This is a genomic window from Bacteroides sp. AF25-38AC (assembly GCF_003602995.1).
In the GTDB taxonomy this organism is placed as follows: domain Bacteria; phylum Bacteroidota; class Bacteroidia; order Bacteroidales; family Bacteroidaceae; genus Bacteroides; species Bacteroides uniformis.
Genome location: NZ_QTMD01000005.1, coordinates 12,989 through 30,151 on the forward strand (window position 1 = coordinate 12,989; position 17,163 = coordinate 30,151).

A 17,163-nucleotide genomic window follows, 5' to 3' on the forward strand; every position below is an offset into this window, starting at 1 on the left:
CATCCTCGCTTCGCTGCGGTATTTTCTTTCGCCAAGCCTTGCCGCAATCCCCGGAAAACAGACTGGAAAGACATCAAGAAATAAAAATGCCTACCCATGTAGGCCGATGTTTTACTTAAAAAAGAACAGATATGGAAACACTGGATTATAACCAGCTGCTGCTTGTCTCCCTGTGGCAATACAACCACCACGGGGATGAAGGGCTGACTCCTGCACTTTTCGAGGAAACGTTCGGAAAGGTCTATGGAAGTCACTATTACGAAAAATGGACCGGCTACTTCAATCGGAATCTCTGGGACATGATTGCCTATTTCAGAAGCGAGAAGAAGAACGGACAGAAGTTCTGCGACATGGTTACTCGTCAGGTCAAATTGTATCAACAAAAACGATCTCAATATGAAGTACGGTAATTTTTATGACCTGGAAAGTCTGACTCTGCTCAACAGGCATGAAGGGTGTGCCTGCTCCATAAAGGAATGTGATGTGGAGAAGGTGAACCGGCTGATTTCAAGGATGCGGGAGGACAGGGAAAGAGTCGGTTTACCGACTGCAGGAGACGTTGTCACTTATATCACCCGTGGCGGTGACTATTATCCGCAGGCACACATTGAAAGGGGCGATGACCGGGAAGTTCATATCTGCCTTCTCCCACAAACACCTTTTTGCCATGAAAATGAAAAGTGTACCGGTTACAATACGGAAGGAGGCCCTTGGGTTACAACCGATCCGGAATTGCTGATTCCCGATGGCATACGCAGCAAACAGTTCCGGATGTGGGGGCATACCGGAAGGCACAGGAACGGTGCCGTCCTCTTCCACACATTCGTCAGGGCATGGAAATACACGGAACCCGATCCTCTGTACGGAAAGTACACCACAAAAGAATGGACGAGATACCTCATCGAGTGTCAGCCGGATATTGAACCGGCTGATGCCTTTGTCTATCGGAATGAGGCATTCACCCTTTACTCGCGGGAAGAACTGGAACGGCTGGTCGGGATTCTGCACGGAAAGCTTTTCAACGGATTCCGTCCCGGTCTGTTCATACTCTGGGCATACCGTATGGAATGGAAGGAACTTCCCACATGGGAATGGAACATGCTGAAAGCGGACACCCATCTCTCTTTCCTTGGCATTTCTCCCGTCAGGATACAGACTGACCATAAAAGACATATAGTAACAATCTATAAAAAATCAGAGTAATATGGCACCATACAACACACCGCAGGCGATACGTCCGCTTGAGAAAATGGTCTGTGATTTCGCCTATTCGAACGGCTACGATCCGATATCCGTTTTCAACGATTTCCTGCGTTATGTCATTCACGGGTTCTCTCCCGGCGCACCGCCCCTTATGGACTGGAAATACAAACGGCAGCAGAACAGGCATTTTATGGAAATGCTTACCGGATGGATACGGCTCATGCAGCGGGAATTGCAATCCGGCGGATGGTTTGATGCGTTCGGTGACCTCTTCATGGCAATATCCTCCAAAAGCGGTCGGCAGGTGAACGGACAGTTCTTCACTCCGCCGGATATCTGCGACCTGATGGTTTTATGTACCGATTCGGGGGAGACAGCGATAGGAAAACGTATCTGTGACCCGACATGCGGAAGCGGAAGGCTGCTGCTGGCATATCATGTACGCCACCTGGGTAATTATCTGGTTGCAGAGGATGTCAGCCGTACCTGTTGCCTGATGACCGTTTGCAACATGCTCGTACATGGCTGCATAGGTGAGGTCATCCACCATGACAGCCTCTGCCCCGAAAACTTCATGGACGGCTGGATGGTAAACCATACGCTGACCCAGACGGGCATTCCCTCCATTCGCCGGATGAGTGAGGAGGAATATCGGACAAGCAGGAACATGTCCGTTGACCTGCTCAGAAAGCGGAAAGAGAAATTGCGCCAAATGCAGCCTGGCAAGAAACAATTGCCATATAAACAACAGAATTTATAAACAATAAACCGAATGATTATGAAACTGAATGTTAGCAACGAATTGAAATCCCGCCTGACCCATGCGGCGGAAAACGGAAGTGTAATAGCCAAAGATATCCTTTCGGAAGTAAAAAAGAATGTACCGGTGGAAGAAGTCATACGGGGGTCCTACAATTTTTTCTCCACCAAACGCAAACGGACGGAAACCGGCACGTTCAAGAAAATCCGGATCGTGTTCACGGCATGCAACAAAGACTTGGCCCATCCCAATTTCCCGGACCGGAACAATCCGCAGGCACCCTGGTTTCCGGAGAACCGGACAGATCTGGAACCGTCCACGTTTATCGAGCTGTTCAAAAATCTGGGACCGTACCAGCCCGATGAAATCAACTATTTCTGCAGCGCCATCTCGCTGGACAGCAAGGTCACAATCAGACTGCATGACAGTATGAACGATTTTATGGAGGCTTATCTGGAAAGCAACTATAGTCCCATATCTGACGGTAGCGAATCCAGCCTGCACAACTCCTGTATGAGATATGAAGACAAGGCCCGTAATGCAGCGGATTTCTATGCCAATTTCGCAGGAGCCAAAATACTCGTGGCAAAGGATGACAGCAGCAATGTGGTCGGACGGGCCATTGTATGGAACGAGATAACATTGTGGAAATCAATAAACACACCGATTGCCGCCTCCCTGCTGGATCGTATCTATTCCTCACACGCATTCGTCGTCGAACTGATCCGCAAGCAGGCGCAGGAGGCAGGCATCCTGTTGCGACGCAGATACAACGATTATACACATACAACGGATTTCACCGTACTGAATCCCATTGAGGGGCAGGAATGGGCGGCCGGAGATAATATACAGGTTTCTTTGACGGTGAAAGTGCCCGCCTGCAGGTGGCACAAGAAAGGGGTGCCTTACCTCGACACGTTCTACAGCCTCCATCTGACGGACGGTAACCTGGAACTGAGAAATACGGAGGGCGACACGAGCATAGCCACCTGCCGGAGCACGGAAGGGTGTGCAAACAGGAAAAAATATGTATGTCCCAAATGTGGGAAGATACATACCTTCCCGGATGCGGCATTCTGCAAGAACTGTCAGGATATGTACTATGTATCTACCGTGTTTGGGAAAGTCCTGAAAGGATTATCAGTGGAATATAAAGGAAAGAAATATCCGTCTTTCCTCTTTCGTAAAGGGCGTCCCGTACCGGAATTCAGACGATACCTGCAAATCGAAAAATTGTTCATTTCCTAAAATATCATTATCATGGAAAAACTAATGGCTCTTTACGGCATTTCTTCCCCCTCTGGCAGAGAGGGGAAGATGGCTAAATTCATCATAGAGGAACTCAAAAGGATGGAGATTCCTTTCCGGCAAGACAGGTACGGAAACATCTATGCGGTCAAAGGCAACCGGGAAAGCTACCCCTGTGTCGTGGCGCACATGGACGAGGTACACCGGCGCAAGACAGGCTCTTATGCAGCCCATCTTGTGGCGGACTCGATGATTGTCGGCTATGATCACAAGCGTAAACGGATGACCGGAATCGGTGCGGATGACAAGAACGGCATCTGGATCTGCCTGAAATGCCTTGAGGATTGCAAGACGGTGAAATGCGCCTTCTTCGTACAGGAGGAGGTGGGATGCATAGGCAGCAGCCATGCCGATATGTCCTTCTTTTCCGATTGCCGGTTCGTGATTCAGTGTGACCGGAAAGGGAACGGAGATATGGTAACACAAATCAATGGGATGAAGCTCTGCTCCAACGAGTTCATTTCAGCTATAGATGTCCGGAAGTACGGCTACAAGCCGGCACAGGGACTGAATACAGATGTGGCGGCTTTGAAAAGAAATGGTCTGGAAGTATCCTGCATCAATCTTTCCTGTGGATATTACGAACCTCATACGGACAACGAATATACCGTCGTGGCTGATCTTTGCAAGTGTTACCGCTTTGTCCGGCATATCATCTGCTGCCACAAGGGAACCAGCATGCATATACCGGAAGCGGGAAAAAAAACTTTCCCCGGATATTATGAACTGTTCGGGCTGACCGGATATAGCGAAGAGGATTATATCCGTTTGTCAGAAGAAACATACATGGGACATGCTAAAACAACCAAGACAAGTTCTAAGAATAAATTCTGATTCATCAACATTAAAAACATAGTATTATGGAAACAACAGTAATGCCGGCAACTGCATCGGTACAGAAACAGCAGGGCCTCAACCAGGTAGTCATTAACAAGGTACAGCGGATGATAGAAGGCAGGCAAGGCGGTGTCATGGACACCATCAACCGTCTGCTCAGTGAGGGACGGATCGCGCAGGATTTCATCGCTCCCATCGGGGTAAGCCAACGTAGCAAGGAACGCCCCGTTATCTCTTTCAAAGCGGAAGGAAGGGTACAGATGGCAATGCCCGAAGGGAACTTCAACCTGCACGGCAACGCCATAAGCCAGATTTCGGAGAAGATGGGCATTCCCGCCAAATACCTGCGCGAGCTTTCCGCCGGGGATGTTTGGCAGAAACAGTTGTGCGCCACCATCCTGAACGAGCATTCGGGATGGACCGAGCGTACACGGGTACTGATACGGGCGGTAGGAATGGAAGTCCGGGGCGTATTGTCGGACTCCTACCGTCGGCTGAACTCGGTGGATATCCTGACCGCTTTCATCCGTGAGGCGGGAGGACAGGGAGCGGTCGTGTCCGATGCCTATATGAACGACACGAAAGTATGGTGTGAGACAATCCTGCCCACTCCGATAGAGATACCCACCCGTAAGAACGGAACGGTCATCATCTTCGCAGGAGCACGCTTCTCCACATCCGACTATGGCAACGGATCGGTCGATATGCGGTCGTTCCTGCTCAACGGGGCGTGCCTGAACGGGATGGTCAGGGAGTCCGTCATGCGGCAGATACACCTTGGAGGCCGACTGCCGGAATCCCTGTCCCTCTCCCAAAAGACCTACGAACTGGACACGCAGACCACCGTATCGGCTGTTTCCGACCTGACCAAAGGACTGTACAGCAAAGACACCATCATGCAGAAGGCCATCGAAATTCAAGGAGCATCGGAGATAGACGTGGATTTCGACAAGGAACTGAAGAATCTGGTGCAGAAAGGAGCCTTGTTGAAAAACGAAGGACGTGAGGTCGAGAAACTGCTGATGAACAACAATCCTGACGACGGAGTTACAGGTGGGGCCACGCTATGGAAACTGACACAGGGAATCACCGCCTTTGCAAGGGAACAGCAGCCGGAACGCTGCCGGGAACTGCATGAAATTTCGGGACAGCTGATGAACCGGGTAAAGATAAATTAAGAGAATAACAACCGAATTGTATGACAAGGGCGGCCGTGAGTCGCCCGTAAAGCAGAAGAACAATGGGAAATAATATAGTGTGCAGCAGATGCGGATCGGCCAATGTCAGGTGTGAGGCAATGGTAAACCCCAACACAAAAGGGTTCGACCACTTCACGGACGAAGCTTTTTATTACGGGTGGTGCGAAAACTGCGGATTGGGAGTTGCCCTGACCGACAAGGAGGAAATCCGGAACGAAATTTTGGAGAAATACCACAGGTTCAAGAAAGAGAATGCTTGTGAGCCACATTACGCGAATTGCCGGATTGTCCAAAGGGACAGCGGTCAGGTCAAGGATGTAAGAATTATGCTTTCACCGGACACCGGTATGGCCGATGACGGTATTTTCTTTTACTGCCACACATTGGAAAGGCTTATTGGGCTGTCCGTTCCCGGCAGGGAAAGTTTCACCCTTACGGAATGTTTCGGTTTTGCCTTGCTGACAGACAGGGAAAAGATGGAACGGCAGGTATTTAAACATGAAGCGGACGGAAAGCCCGTTATCGTAACAGGCAGGGAAGTGCTGCTTTTCTATGGGGAGCACTATGGTATAAGACCGGAAGAATTGAAGCAATACGCAACGGAGTATTGCTGCCATATCAAACATTACAGGGAATATGGATATCCGTTGCTGGACAGGTCTCTCGTGAAAAAAATGCTGGAGGAAGAGGAACGGACTACAAAAGGGGAAACACGCTCATTCACCCTGCGGATACACTTTCCTTGGCATGTGAAAATCACCAAAGAGGATAATTCTGAATATGCCCCATACAGATATGCCTTGAATGCCTATTGCCTGGACAATCCGCAATGTTTTAACCGCAGATACACCACTTTGGAGAAAGCCTTGCTCCATTGTCTGAATGGATTCAATGAAAATGCCACAATCAAAGACCGGTATCATTCAATAGGGGAATACTTGCTGCAAAAGTAAGAACAGCAGACAAATACATCTTAAAACAGAAACGTCACAAGGTGATGTATATCACATCATACCTGTGGCGTTTCCGTTTTAGCCACTTCCCGGTTCTTGATTCTGCTCGCTTTGGGAATCTGCATCTAATATGGCAATTGGGGTCTTTTCCTTATTTAATTGAAAAATAGGCAATTGCTATGCCCAATATAATGGCACATACAATACTTCCCAGTACTATAAAGAGATAGTTGGGATAATGAAACTCAAGGTCCATATAAGGTATATGTTTTCGTTTTACATATTTACTCCATAGCCAAATAATATATTTGCCTATACTTTCCAGTCCTACAATATCAATCATTATTATTGTCTTTTGAATATTCATTCTATGGTTCGTTTTAGAAATAAACTGCCATTTATAGTTTTCCGTTGCTCTTAGAGATCTTTTGTCAGTCTGAATAACGCATATCCTATTATGATAAATAATATTCCTGCAATAATGCCAACTATCCAGAATAGTTTTATTGGATATTGAAATATAATATCTTCATATTTTATCTTTTTTTTCTGTGTATGATTATGCCAAATCCAAACTAAGAATTTCCCAACGTGATAATATATACCAGGTGCACTCATTATTACTTATTGTTTTTGTTGTTTAATGTATCTGTTGAAGTTTTATACCAATTAAAATGTTCTTCCGAGGTGTCATTCCAAAAGTTGAAAGTTTCTATCATGTCAATAAATGATACACCTTCTTCACTCATTTTGAAACGTTGTTTAGCCTGTTGAAACATTTTTCCAGCCTCTTTTTGCCATCCTTGTCCTTTTGGCTTATAAAGATTTTGTTTATACATTGAAGATTTGACATAAGCATTATAACCATTAAGACCACTATTTATTTTACTGCAAGGTCCTAAAATTCTTAGTGTTCCTCCAATGAATGCTGTGGGCGCAAAGTCCATGAATGCTTGTGCCCTTTCTTGTGGTGTTTGAGAAAAACCGCCAAGTGTATGTCCTGTAATCCAAATTACAGGGGCATTAACCCCATCATAAAAGAATTTTGTGAATAACCTTAGCCCTTCTCCTAGAATGTTTGAAGAAGGAGAGTTTATATCCATTTCAAAAGCTGCCAATCCCCTCAATTCTTTTATTTCACCATGGTAAACCTGTCTTGGTATATCTATAATCCTTCTTTCCGTTATGTCAATTATTAATAACCTTTGTCCTGTGGATATAGAATACTCACTTGACAGGTCATTCCATCTTTTTAATTCTTCAACGGTAACATCAAACATTTCTGCAATATATACTAAGGTATCTCCTTCACACACTACATATCTTGCGCATCCATTTTTGCTAAATAGCCCTCTGAGGCTTTTTTTTATCATTTCCTTTGAGGTATCAATGCATTGGATTTGAACAATGTTAGGTATGCATATTTGGTATGGCAATATATTGTCATTCATATCTATGACTGTTCCATCTGTATCCTCGTAATAATCCTGATATTGCACATAAGCATACCCTTCTCCTATTACAAATCCGGTATACGGAATTCCTTTTGTTTTATAATCCAGAAAATCTTCTCTGCTTATAAAAATATTATTGTATTGGCTCATAGATGGATATAATTAAAATTATGGTGTATTATTTTAAACGAATCTGATAAAATATTCGCAAATATCAAATAATTTTAAGTGTTTTCTATACATTTTGATTGCTAATCTTTCTAATCACCTCCATATTCCAAAAAGTTTACCCAATTAATCATCATACAAATCCTCTACAATATTATTAGTGTATATAATACTATTTATTGTTATTAAATATATACAATTCACTCGGCATTAAGCAATTATTGGATTATATATTTGTCTAAAAACAATTGGTCTGAATCTCGGCTGTGTGTATCAAACATTGGAACAGGAACAGATAGTGTACCATAAATAGGGGCTAAATAACCAAGAAAAAATAGCCTAAAATAAAGTGTATTATAATGTTGTAGCCTCTCTATGGATTCATTATCATTTTGGAATAAAGCAATATAATCATATCTATTAGTTTTTTTACTTGGATATATATAAATACTCTCAAAAACAGAATCTTTTCCTATTTCTAAAATAGACTGATAGTCTTTTCTTTCTATAAAAGGAGATAAAAAAGCTATTTTTGGAGCACGAGAAAAATCTTCCAATTTTTTGTCTGAATTAAATTCTAATACATATACTGGATAATTTTTGTTATATGGTATTATGCTATGAATCTCATCGGCATTAACTTGCCTAAATGAAAGTAGGGTAATACTTGGTATTTGACATGTTCGATAATAGTTGTAAAGTCCATTTGCTGAATACAATAAAACTATCAAAGCAACAATAATCCATAAGAAATGATATTTTCTTGTTTTGACTACATACCCAATAATACAAATAGAAGTAATACTAACAATCAAAAGGCTAAATATAAGATATAAAATGCCCATATCATTTATTTAACAATGTCCTCTATTAATAAATCTAATGCTGACTTATCTTGTAATATATTCTCCATAAACATCCTAAGGACTTCTGCATGAGAACATTTACTTTCATAATATATCGTTGGTCCGTTCTTGGGAAACCAACGTTCTCCAAAATCAGCAACTTTATCTGATTGGTCTTCATAAATTGGATTACATGAGATATTAATCCAAATTTTAGCACCTGGATTTGCTTCCGGTTCTTTATAAATATCAGAACCTACATATACAATTACCCCTTCTCCCACAGGATCTAATGTAACAAGCATCCTAATGTTATACCCATTATTAACAAGATGTTTACATAAATGAGCAGAATTCCATCCCCCTAAACTATGACCTACTATATAAATAGGAATATCTTTACTTGCTATTTTATCTATCACATTCTTTTTTATATCATCCTCGCCCCTTATCTCTTCATAGCCTAAATATTCGATATGGGGTGATATTAAACTATATGCTGCTATTCTTCCTTTAAAAACATGTAAAATACTATTTTTTACTAATTTCGTAGGACCATAACCATAGTAACTATTTTTATCCCCTGCACCACCTATGAAAAAGACTATAATTTTCTTCTCTGCATTAATTATAGCACTACCATTAGTTTGTTTAGAAGTTATCTTAATACGTACCATAATAGTTATTTTTTCTTTAATTCAAAGTTTTCTATAATTACAAAACCATCTTTATCTACAGTTCCGGAAACAGAAGCGTGGTGTACTCCTTCACCTGCTTCATCTTTAAAATCAAATTTTAAATAATCTCCTGCTGTAAACTCTGCAAGCTGTATATGTAGTTTCACAGACTGACCAATAGGAAATTCTCTACATTTATTTCCTGATTTATCAATCCAAAAAGCATCAATAATGAGTGGGGTATTATCACATATTCTAACAGTTTTAACAAATTCATCCTCTTTATATTCCTCCCACCAGAATCCGTCTGTCGTATCCATCCTTCTATCCAGTCGAATGGTTCTATTGATATCCAGTCTTGTTGGAGATATGAGGAAACGAGTAATCATAGGAGCGTTTCCCTCCGCACTCATACTCTCCTCATGATAATAAAGATACGCTTCATCAAAAGCAAGTTCACGAAACATCATGTCATCTATGCTATGCAGTATCTTCCCCCAAACCGGAAAATGTTCTACATGAGAAAAGAAAGCGGGACGCTGCCGGTCCGTATCAACAAGCATCATATCCAAAATACAATTGCTGCCATTAGATTCCATTTCTATATATATGTTTCCTCCTAACACTCCTGTTACAGGTCTTCCTTCACGGTCTATATTACGGGAAAAACAGTATTTATACTTTAGTAGATTGCATTTGTAGCCATTTATTTCCAATATTATTTCTGAATTCATGACGACTTGTTTTATGCATTTGACATTACATCTCAAACTTAGCAAAAAATCAAGAAAGACAATGTTCACAGAGCATTTTTTATGCACCATATGCTCAATAACACATTTTATGTCTTTCGGTTACATTAAAATACAACACCTGTTCAGGATGTAACATGCCGGACAAATAAAAAAGGTTCGGTTGTCTCGTAACAACCAAACCTTTATCAGTAAGCAATCTACGGTATATAGAACAGTTCAAACTCCTCTTTTCTTCTTCTCTCTATGCTTGGAATGACTTTCCCCCGATAACAGCGGAACGATACATATTCCCTGTAAATATCCCGGTTGCCGCTGTCCAGTTTCTGAATCAGTTTGCTTTTAGGTATCTTGCCGTTGCCGATCAGACGGTAACAGCCTACATTAAAGCCTAACAGACTTAAAAGGAGCGAGTCTTTCCCATATTTTCGGAATACCTTCAAACACCGTTCAAGGTCGCATCTCAAAAGTGAGTCTGCCTGTGCCTCACTCAGGTTCTCGGTCAGCGTCTCGTGGGGAAGCAGGCGGTGTCCGTAACCGATGTAAGGCATTTTCCCCCGGTGCCAGCCTTCCCACCGCTTGATGCAGGCTACCGCCTTATCTTTGTCAGACGGGGGATTTTCCGCCTTGCCGTACAAGACAAGTAACAGAAAGATCATAACAGCCGGTATTCTTTTCATGCAGCCTCCTTGTTATTTTCTTCATCCGTATCCTTTCCATTAAAATCATATGTCAATTGTTGCAGATTCCCCCAATTATCTTCAAGATAGAGGTCTATGGTCTGGGATTCCTTGCCGCTTTGCGAAGTATAGTAAAGACGGAATTTCCATTCGTTCAGCAGATAACGGTCATTGGGCTTCAGTACCGTTCCGTCCTCCATCTTCAGACTGCCCTTGCCGTCCGGCTGGAAATACCTTAGCGTATAGACGGTTCCGGCAAAGTTCCCTTCCGGCTTGATTTCCAGCCGGATTTCCACAGTCTCCCCATCGGTAATCTCATCCGCTACCGGCATGGTTTCTACCGTAAACGGGTATTCCTGTCTGATATCCAGCTCATTGTCACAAGCAACAAGACCAAGAAAGGAGAATGCCATACAGCAGGCTGTCAGCATAAAATCAAGGATTTTTCTTTTCATAGGTATGTATTCTTTTAAGGTTAGAAAATGTATTTTACTCCGATTCCATACTGGAAGTGGCAGATCCCCGAGGCACTGCCCCATACGAAACGCTCACGCAGACGCACCAGCAGGACAACCCTGTCGGACAGGTAGCCTTCCGCTTCCAGCGTTACCGCGCCGCCATAGATGAAAGACTCGCATTGCTGCAAAACGGCTCCGTCATCCAGCAGCCGGTCTCCTTCGTTCACGGTCTCATAGCCCAACAGGGCGGAAGCGCCGAGGTTCAGGAAGAAGGACTTGCCGGGGGTGGAAAAAAACGTATGGTAATAACCGCCTTCCCCCGTATATTGCGACAAGGGTATATGCGTACTCCGGTAAGGGATGTTACGTTTCAGCATCTCACCGCCAAACATCCACTGGTTTCCGTTCCCGGTACAGGTGGATACAGCCAGCGAGAAGGCATAGCCTGCATCGTGACGGTTTGCCCGGCTGTAAAATCCGTCGGTCATTTCAGTGGTGAAGCGGACGGCTTTCATTCCCGGCAGGCGGCGTTGGGCTTCTGCCTGCCCCGTAAAGAGGGCAAGCAGGAGGATAATAAAGAGGAAGTTTCTTTTCATGGCGTTCATCTGACTTTCAGTTCATTGACGGTTTCTGCGCGTACCAGGTCCTCATTCTCCACATCAAAGGACTGATGCCGGCCGCCTTGCTTCTCATACATTTCCACTATCAGCTTCTTGTCGTCGGGAATGGTGAACTTGGGCAGGGCAAACACCGTCCGCTCGTTCTTCTTCCCGTCCACACGGGTCACATAGTTGAAGGCACGAAGCGGATAGATGACCTGTTCCTGCATGGCGGTACGTTTCATGATTTTCTTGTCCACGATCTTGAAGGTCACGAAGTCCACGTCGAAAGGCACGTTCGTGGCGTTCTTCACTTCGGTATGGAAATAGATCAGTTCGCCGTGCGCATAAAGTCCTTTAAGCAGATATTGCACTCCGAACCGTTTGCAGCCGATGTGCTTGACCTTGCGTTTGTTCTGTTCATACACGGATTTCATGATCAGCCGTACCAGACGGGGAGACTCCCCGGCGAGTTCCTGCAAGTAGATTTCCATCGCATTGTTCGGACGGTTCACGGCCTCTCCGTCATGGATGAAGTCGCACATTTCCACATTCAGCAGCAAAGGCTCGTCGGCATACTTGACGTTGAATGTATAGAAGTTGCCGTCTTCGGTAATTACGCTCATGTTTGTCTCGCTCCGGAAATGTTTCCGGGTTGCCTTCACACGGATCACATTTTCCGCACCGTCCGCCTTGCCCGCTATCAGATTGGGCGAACCCAGGTCCACATATCTCACGGGAGAGGGAAAAATAATATGTACGGTCTTGTCATATGTGATTTCCAGACCGTGCGGGGGAATCATCCGGCTGAATCCGATCTTGCGGCTCAGTCCTTCATAATAATCCCCGTTGCTCTGCTGCGCGTATGCAGCCACTGTGCCCGCAATCAGGGCAAGCATCATCAGAATCTTCTTCATGTGTGTTTCTTGGTTGATTGGTGAATAAATGGTTGATTTCCTTTCCTCCTTCATTTTTCAGGAGAATGCAGCAACAGCCGATGCCCGGCCTTCAGGGTGATTTTCACCGTGCGCATCTTCTTGCCCACATATTGTGACACACCCCGTATCACCCCCTTGCCCACATCCGAGGCAATCTGCGCTCCGGCATCCGTTGAGATATTGATGCTGCTTCCTATAGAGGTGCCCATGCCGGCGGCAATCTCACGTGCGGCATCATACTCCATCGAGTTCGGTACAAGGATTCCCTGCTGCCCGTCAGCGTCATACACTTCGAGTTCCACCGGAAACAGCGTGCCCCTGTACTCCACTGTCTCGATCAGGATTCCCATCCGTTCCCCCTCGACACGTGTGCCGCCGACCAGTACCGTACCTTTTGGGATAAGGAGATCGTCCACTGCCATCGGCTCAAGCAGGCGGATACGCAGTGCCTGTCCGTCAGATACGGTCTGCGTGCCATGCACACAGGCGGCGATGGTATTCCTGCCGGAAGATGGCATTTTGCCTACCGGGGTGTGGAAGCCGGTATTTCTCTCGCCTGCATATCCGGAAGCAATGTCTTCATTGCCTGCAGGCTGGGCCAGTGATGACACCATCCGGTTCTGTACCCGTTTTACAGGCCGGACAGCCGTCCGTTCTTTCCGGCTGTTTGGGGCATTGGTCGTAGAGGAAGCATCCAGCTCTTTCCCGTTGTAGCGGGCAGCCAGCTCGTAGGACTTTTCCAGCAGAGCCATCTTTTCTTCCAGGGTCTGGCCTTCCGCCTGTTCTTCCGCCGGCTTCCTTTCTTTTTCCAGATCCTCAATACGGCGGAGCAGATCGGCGTTTGGCTGATTTTCATTCCGGGTATATACAGTGCCCAGCGAACGGTTCATATTCCGGTAGGCTTCTGCAGAGGAACGGATGGAGCCGGGGGCTTTCCCCTTTTCCGGTTCCGGCGGAAGTTCCATGTTTGCTTTTCCTGCGGTAAGACCGGCAGTATCCTGACCGTCCTTGTTGAGCAGTTCGGACATTTCCTGGAAGGTTCCCCTGCGCCATTTTTCCTTTTTTGCCAGTGCTTCCTGCTCGTAGGCGCTTACCTTGTTGCCCTCCATTTCCGAATCTTCCGGTGAAGGCATCTCCACGTTGAAACCCCTGCCTTTTTCCATTTCCGCCTTCTCCTTTTCCGACGGGCTGAATACCAGCAGGAGGAACCCCATGCACAGCAGGCAGAAAAACGGATAGACAATATACTTTGCGCGCCGGCGCTTCTCTTCGGGAGTCAGCGGCTTGTCATTTGACACTCCGAGCCATTCCCTGATTTTCTGAAAGTCCATTTTCATGTTTATGGATGTTTGAATGAATGTTTCTTGTTCTTTCCGGCCGGAACACGACGGAACGGATATGTCCCATTGCCGGTCTTTGGCCCGGCTCCCCGAAACGGGATACACAGGAGAGAATCGAGTACAGGCAGGAGGCAGCAAGCAGGAACGAGGCCGTGCCTGCCAGAAGGATGCGCTGCTTTCCTGTCAGCCGCCGGCAGAACAGCCGTACCCGGCTGTCCGCATGGCCGAAGAATCCGCGTTTTCCCCTCATCGTTCCGCACTTCTTATGTCCTTATTCTCCAGCACGGTAAACTGCTCGATAATGAATCCGTTGGGATTGTCATCCGAACGTCCTGTGTTTTGAAGCGAGCAGGAAGTTACGAGGCTGCGCTCGGTCACGTTGCTTTCACGGATAATCAGCTGCCGGGCATATGTCCGCACCTTGTAAGGGTAGGCGGCAAAGTCGCACACCACGCTGTCCACATGCACCACCTGGTTGATGTTGCCTGAAATCAGGCGGTTGTAATACCCTCTTTCGGCAAAATCCACATAGTAGTGATAGGCACTCTTGTCTGCCAGTTGCAGGGCACGGTTGATATTGTGCTCGATGGCATCCTTCTGGGGTGAGAGCGAGAAAAACAGTTCGTGAAAGCGCCTTACATGTTCCCGCGCCTCGGCAGGCCTGTTCTGTGAGAGGTCCTGCGAAAGGGCCATCATCAGCGATTTACCCCCGTCAAGCACATAGATTTTCTCGCGTTGCTTCTCGGCAAAGCGGTATGAGCTCCACAGCGCATATCCGGTAACGAGCGCACAGCAGCAGGCAAAGACCGCCAACATCAGGCGGATGCGCTTGAAGCTGCTCTCAATGTTTGTCAATGACTTGAATTCCATTTTTTTTGATGTCTGGTTTGAATGAATAAATATTTCCGGTATGACGGGACATCCCGTTCCGACAAGTCACCGGACCCGTCATCTTGGGTTGCCCGACTCATGGGAAGGAGGCTCCGCAGGGTTTATTTGCCCCTCAGCCTGCCTCCGATATTCCCCAATACGGCACCGCCTGCTCCGGCTGCAAGGCCACCTGTCTTGGTGGCTGTACGGTTCAGGTTACGGCTGAAGTTTCCGGCACCGCCTGCCTGCACTATCCAGCCTGCTACCGTAGGCACGGTGAAGTATCCGATAATCCCAATCAGCATAAAGATGATGTAGACACTGTTCGAGTTGTCTATCGAGTAGTCCGGATTGTTCTGCAGTTCCTGAATGTCATTCTGAAGCATCAGTACCTGAAGCTTGGCAAGCAGGGTGCTGAACAGGTCGCTGACCGGAAGCCACAGGTAAACGGAAATATATCTCGTGAACCACTGTCCGAGCGTGGACTGGAATCCGTCCCATACACTGAAGGCGAACGCTACCGGTCCCAGTATCGAGAGTACGACCAGGAAAAAAGTCCTCACGGTGTCTATCAGCAGCGATGCCGCTGCGAATATCAGCTCCAGCAGGCTGCGGAATGCGTCCCGGATCTTCTTTTCCAGATTATACATCCCGACTTCCACATACATGCCCAGCCGGGAGGCGGTATCTATGGTTGACCAGCCCAGTTCATCCAGCTGACGGTCAAACTCCTCGTCACTTACCAGATATGCTGTTTCGGGATTGCGGAGCATGGCCTCCTTTTCCAGTTCCTCCTTTTGGTTCCGGTACTGTTCCATATCCATCGTCTGCCCTTCGAGCATCTTGTGTGTGCCCTGCACGATGGGACTGAGAATATTGTTCAGCGTGCCGAGCACTAGCGTGGGAAAGAGCAGGATGCAGATGCCTATGGCAAAGGGACGCAGCAGGGGATAGACATCTATCGGTTCGGCACGTGCCATCGACTGCCATACACGGACGGCAACGTAGAACAACGCACCCAGTCCGGCAAGTCCCTTGCCCACGTCCATCATGTCCTCGCAAAGGGGAAGCATCTCGTCATACAGGGTTGCCAGTATGGTGTGCAGGTTGGCAAAATCTATCGACAACGGCATCATGGCTACCAGTATTTGGAGGTTTCATTCCCATAGAGCCGCATCACACGTTCCAGGTCGTTCTTCTTTCTGGCCCTGAGGTAGCTTACGGCTATGTTCTTGTTCGTATAATAGCTCACAAGGTTGCGGTAACGGCGCATCTCGTAATAGCAGTTGTCCACCACGTCCATACGGTCCTTGTCGGTCATGGACAGGGTACTGACATTGATAACCTGTTTCAGGTCCTGCAACACGCCGTTGCTCTCTTCCAGCAGGCGGGTGTAACCGAAGGCGATGGCGTCCAGTTCGCGCGGTGAGAAGTTTTCATCGTTCATCATCTTGCCGAAGTTGGTTACATAGATGTCGGACACGTCGCCCACCATCAGGATGATGTCACGCACCTTGCGGGCATCCTGTATCAGGTTGTTGACCGATTTCAGCTGGTCGTAATATTTCTTGGCCTGCTCATAGATCTTTACTGTCTCGGCAAAGCTTTCTGCCGTATTGACTGCCGTCTTTGAGGTATGGGCGATATTGTCCGACATGTTTATGATGCTTTGGGCCAGATTGCCGGGATCTGTCACCACCCATTGGGCGCGTGCTCCGGTAACGCCCAGTACAAATGCCGTTCCGATCAGAAGCGTTCTTGCCTTCATGCCCGTTCCTCCTTCCTTACATAGTCTCCGCCCGGTGAGAATGTCAGCACGTCGGCTGCCTCATTGTAGGACACATCGACACGGTAGCCCGTATTGACAAACAGGTTTCCGTTTTCTTCCACCAGCAGGTAAGTCTGCGGCTTCAGCCTTCGGGTTCTCCCGCTATGGGAAAACACCGTCACTTTATAGCATTCTCCTTCCTTGTATACCAGCACGTCAGGTCTGCCTTCCACGCTGGTCCACGTTCCGCAGATCTTGTCGCGGTCGATACCGCTTTCCGAACAGCTCTGCAATATCATGGCGGCCATGCTTATCAGACATACCGCCAGCCTCATAAGGGGTCTGTTTCTCATA

Annotated in this window: 21 protein-coding genes; 7 read left to right on the top strand and 14 right to left on the bottom strand. The window is 46.5% G+C overall.

Annotated features, from left to right (window positions below; all coding sequences use genetic code 11):
• Positions 1 to 131: 131 nt before the first annotated feature.
• From DWY55_RS04650 to DWY55_RS04680, 7 genes are all read left to right on the top strand, one after another.
• Complete coding sequence (locus DWY55_RS04650; RefSeq protein ID WP_039952961.1) at positions 132 to 410, top strand: hypothetical protein; 279 nt, start codon at positions 132 to 134, stop codon at positions 408 to 410.
• Positions 397 to 1,203 (top strand): DUF4121 family protein, encoded by an 807-nt coding sequence (locus DWY55_RS04655; protein WP_004288791.1) that lies wholly within the window; start codon positions 397 to 399, stop codon positions 1,201 to 1,203. The genes DWY55_RS04650 and DWY55_RS04655 overlap by 14 nt, the downstream gene beginning before the upstream one ends.
• Before the next feature lies 1 nt (position 1,204).
• The gene (locus tag DWY55_RS04660) at positions 1,205 to 1,963 is read left to right on the top strand and encodes an N-6 DNA methylase (protein WP_004288790.1); all 759 of its coding nucleotides are present in this window, start codon (positions 1,205 to 1,207) and stop codon (positions 1,961 to 1,963) included.
• 12 nt (positions 1,964 to 1,975) lie between these two features.
• Positions 1,976 to 3,211, top strand: coding sequence for a hypothetical protein (locus DWY55_RS04665; RefSeq protein ID WP_004288789.1), 1,236 nt, complete (start codon positions 1,976 to 1,978; stop codon positions 3,209 to 3,211).
• A gap of 12 nt (positions 3,212 to 3,223) precedes the next feature.
• Positions 3,224 to 4,105 (top strand): hypothetical protein, encoded by an 882-nt coding sequence (locus DWY55_RS04670; protein ID WP_004288788.1) that lies wholly within the window; start codon positions 3,224 to 3,226, stop codon positions 4,103 to 4,105.
• 26 nt (positions 4,106 to 4,131) lie between these two features.
• Positions 4,132 to 5,286: a hypothetical protein gene (locus DWY55_RS04675; protein ID WP_004288787.1), complete on the top strand. Its 1,155-nt coding sequence runs from the start codon at positions 4,132 to 4,134 to the stop codon at positions 5,284 to 5,286.
• A gap of 119 nt (positions 5,287 to 5,405) precedes the next feature.
• A complete protein-coding gene (locus tag DWY55_RS04680; protein WP_004288786.1) occupies positions 5,406 to 6,260 on the top strand; it encodes a hypothetical protein in 855 nt (284 codons plus the stop codon).
• A gap of 620 nt (positions 6,261 to 6,880) precedes the next feature.
• Here DWY55_RS04680 and DWY55_RS04695 read toward each other — a convergent pair.
• The 14 genes from DWY55_RS04695 to DWY55_RS04760 all read right to left on the bottom strand — a co-directional run bounded on the left by DWY55_RS04695 (position 6,881) and on the right by DWY55_RS04760 (position 17,162).
• Positions 6,881 to 7,864 (bottom strand): LysM peptidoglycan-binding domain-containing protein, encoded by a 984-nt coding sequence (locus tag DWY55_RS04695; RefSeq protein ID WP_004288780.1) that lies wholly within the window; start codon positions 7,862 to 7,864, stop codon positions 6,881 to 6,883.
• A 236-nt stretch (positions 7,865 to 8,100) separates the two neighbouring features.
• Positions 8,101 to 8,727 carry a hypothetical protein gene (locus DWY55_RS04700; RefSeq protein ID WP_004288779.1) on the bottom strand — a complete coding sequence of 209 codons (627 nt, stop codon included), beginning with the start codon at positions 8,725 to 8,727 and terminating at the stop codon, positions 8,101 to 8,103.
• A gap of 5 nt (positions 8,728 to 8,732) precedes the next feature.
• Positions 8,733 to 9,404 carry an alpha/beta hydrolase gene (locus DWY55_RS04705; protein WP_004288778.1) on the bottom strand — a complete coding sequence of 224 codons (672 nt, stop codon included), beginning with the start codon at positions 9,402 to 9,404 and terminating at the stop codon, positions 8,733 to 8,735.
• A 5-nt stretch (positions 9,405 to 9,409) separates the two neighbouring features.
• Positions 9,410 to 10,138 (bottom strand): type VI secretion system tube protein TssD, encoded by a 729-nt coding sequence (gene tssD / locus DWY55_RS04710; RefSeq protein ID WP_115615990.1) that lies wholly within the window; start codon positions 10,136 to 10,138, stop codon positions 9,410 to 9,412.
• A gap of 218 nt (positions 10,139 to 10,356) precedes the next feature.
• A complete protein-coding gene (locus tag DWY55_RS04715) occupies positions 10,357 to 10,836 on the bottom strand; it encodes a glycoside hydrolase family protein (protein ID WP_007838806.1) in 480 nt (159 codons plus the stop codon).
• Positions 10,833 to 11,291: a DUF3872 domain-containing protein gene (locus DWY55_RS04720; RefSeq protein ID WP_004288765.1), complete on the bottom strand. Its 459-nt coding sequence runs from the start codon at positions 11,289 to 11,291 to the stop codon at positions 10,833 to 10,835. Before DWY55_RS04720 ends, DWY55_RS04715 begins: the two co-directional genes overlap by 4 nt.
• Positions 11,292 to 11,311: 20 nt before the next feature.
• Positions 11,312 to 11,899: a conjugal transfer protein TraO gene (locus DWY55_RS04725; protein WP_004288764.1), complete on the bottom strand. Its 588-nt coding sequence runs from the start codon at positions 11,897 to 11,899 to the stop codon at positions 11,312 to 11,314.
• Positions 11,896 to 12,810, bottom strand: a complete 915-nt coding sequence (gene traN, locus DWY55_RS04730; protein WP_039952952.1) for a conjugative transposon protein TraN — start codon at positions 12,808 to 12,810, stop codon at positions 11,896 to 11,898. Before traN ends, DWY55_RS04725 begins: the two co-directional genes overlap by 4 nt.
• Before the next feature lie 50 nt (positions 12,811 to 12,860).
• Positions 12,861 to 14,168 carry a conjugative transposon protein TraM gene (gene traM, locus DWY55_RS04735; RefSeq protein ID WP_004288762.1) on the bottom strand — a complete coding sequence of 436 codons (1,308 nt, stop codon included), beginning with the start codon at positions 14,166 to 14,168 and terminating at the stop codon, positions 12,861 to 12,863.
• Positions 14,119 to 14,421, bottom strand: coding sequence for a hypothetical protein (locus tag DWY55_RS04740; protein ID WP_004288761.1), 303 nt, complete (start codon positions 14,419 to 14,421; stop codon positions 14,119 to 14,121). The genes traM and DWY55_RS04740 overlap by 50 nt, the downstream gene beginning before the upstream one ends.
• Positions 14,418 to 15,041 carry a conjugative transposon protein TraK gene (traK, locus tag DWY55_RS04745; RefSeq protein WP_004288760.1) on the bottom strand — a complete coding sequence of 208 codons (624 nt, stop codon included), beginning with the start codon at positions 15,039 to 15,041 and terminating at the stop codon, positions 14,418 to 14,420. The genes DWY55_RS04740 and traK overlap by 4 nt, the downstream gene beginning before the upstream one ends.
• Before the next feature lie 122 nt (positions 15,042 to 15,163).
• Entirely contained in the window at positions 15,164 to 16,177 is a 1,014-nt protein-coding gene (gene traJ, locus DWY55_RS04750; RefSeq protein WP_004288759.1) for a conjugative transposon protein TraJ, read from the bottom strand.
• Positions 16,178 to 16,179: 2 nt separating this feature from the next.
• On the bottom strand, positions 16,180 to 16,809 hold the full coding sequence (locus DWY55_RS04755) for a DUF4141 domain-containing protein (protein ID WP_004288758.1): 630 nt from the start codon (positions 16,807 to 16,809) through the stop codon (positions 16,180 to 16,182).
• Complete coding sequence (locus tag DWY55_RS04760; protein WP_039953020.1) at positions 16,806 to 17,162, bottom strand: DUF3876 domain-containing protein; 357 nt, start codon at positions 17,160 to 17,162, stop codon at positions 16,806 to 16,808. The genes DWY55_RS04755 and DWY55_RS04760 overlap by 4 nt, the downstream gene beginning before the upstream one ends.
• Position 17,163 lies beyond the last annotated feature (1 nt).

Excerpts from the sequence above, each read along its gene's own strand:
- traJ (WP_004288759.1), bottom strand. The coding sequence starts at position 16,177 with ATGATGCCGTTGTCGATAGATTTTGCCAACCTGCACACCATACTGGCA.
- DWY55_RS04680 (WP_004288786.1), top strand. The coding sequence starts at position 5,406 with ATGGTAAACCCCAACACAAAAGGGTTCGACCACTTCACGGACGAAGCT.
- DWY55_RS04700 (WP_004288779.1), bottom strand. The coding sequence starts at position 8,727 with ATGGGCATTTTATATCTTATATTTAGCCTTTTGATTGTTAGTATTACT.
- DWY55_RS04675 (WP_004288787.1), top strand. The coding sequence starts at position 4,132 with ATGGAAACAACAGTAATGCCGGCAACTGCATCGGTACAGAAACAGCAG.
- DWY55_RS04670 (WP_004288788.1), top strand. The coding sequence starts at position 3,224 with ATGGAAAAACTAATGGCTCTTTACGGCATTTCTTCCCCCTCTGGCAGA.
- DWY55_RS04660 (WP_004288790.1), top strand. The coding sequence starts at position 1,205 with ATGGCACCATACAACACACCGCAGGCGATACGTCCGCTTGAGAAAATG.
- DWY55_RS04715 (WP_007838806.1), bottom strand. The coding sequence starts at position 10,836 with ATGAAAAGAATACCGGCTGTTATGATCTTTCTGTTACTTGTCTTGTAC.
- traM (WP_004288762.1), bottom strand. The coding sequence starts at position 14,168 with ATGAAAATGGACTTTCAGAAAATCAGGGAATGGCTCGGAGTGTCAAAT.
- DWY55_RS04655 (WP_004288791.1), top strand. The coding sequence starts at position 397 with ATGAAGTACGGTAATTTTTATGACCTGGAAAGTCTGACTCTGCTCAAC.
- DWY55_RS04705 (WP_004288778.1), bottom strand. The coding sequence starts at position 9,404 with ATGGTACGTATTAAGATAACTTCTAAACAAACTAATGGTAGTGCTATA.
- traK (WP_004288760.1), bottom strand. The coding sequence starts at position 15,041 with ATGGAATTCAAGTCATTGACAAACATTGAGAGCAGCTTCAAGCGCATC.
- DWY55_RS04720 (WP_004288765.1), bottom strand. The coding sequence starts at position 11,291 with ATGAAAAGAAAAATCCTTGATTTTATGCTGACAGCCTGCTGTATGGCA.
- DWY55_RS04650 (WP_039952961.1), top strand. The coding sequence starts at position 132 with ATGGAAACACTGGATTATAACCAGCTGCTGCTTGTCTCCCTGTGGCAA.
- DWY55_RS04760 (WP_039953020.1), bottom strand. The coding sequence starts at position 17,162 with ATGAGAAACAGACCCCTTATGAGGCTGGCGGTATGTCTGATAAGCATG.
- traN (WP_039952952.1), bottom strand. The coding sequence starts at position 12,810 with ATGAAGAAGATTCTGATGATGCTTGCCCTGATTGCGGGCACAGTGGCT.
- DWY55_RS04740 (WP_004288761.1), bottom strand. The coding sequence starts at position 14,421 with ATGAGGGGAAAACGCGGATTCTTCGGCCATGCGGACAGCCGGGTACGG.
- tssD (WP_115615990.1), bottom strand. The coding sequence starts at position 10,138 with ATGAATTCAGAAATAATATTGGAAATAAATGGCTACAAATGCAATCTA.
- DWY55_RS04695 (WP_004288780.1), bottom strand. The coding sequence starts at position 7,864 with ATGAGCCAATACAATAATATTTTTATAAGCAGAGAAGATTTTCTGGAT.
- DWY55_RS04755 (WP_004288758.1), bottom strand. The coding sequence starts at position 16,809 with ATGAAGGCAAGAACGCTTCTGATCGGAACGGCATTTGTACTGGGCGTT.
- DWY55_RS04725 (WP_004288764.1), bottom strand. The coding sequence starts at position 11,899 with ATGAACGCCATGAAAAGAAACTTCCTCTTTATTATCCTCCTGCTTGCC.
- DWY55_RS04665 (WP_004288789.1), top strand. The coding sequence starts at position 1,976 with ATGATTATGAAACTGAATGTTAGCAACGAATTGAAATCCCGCCTGACC.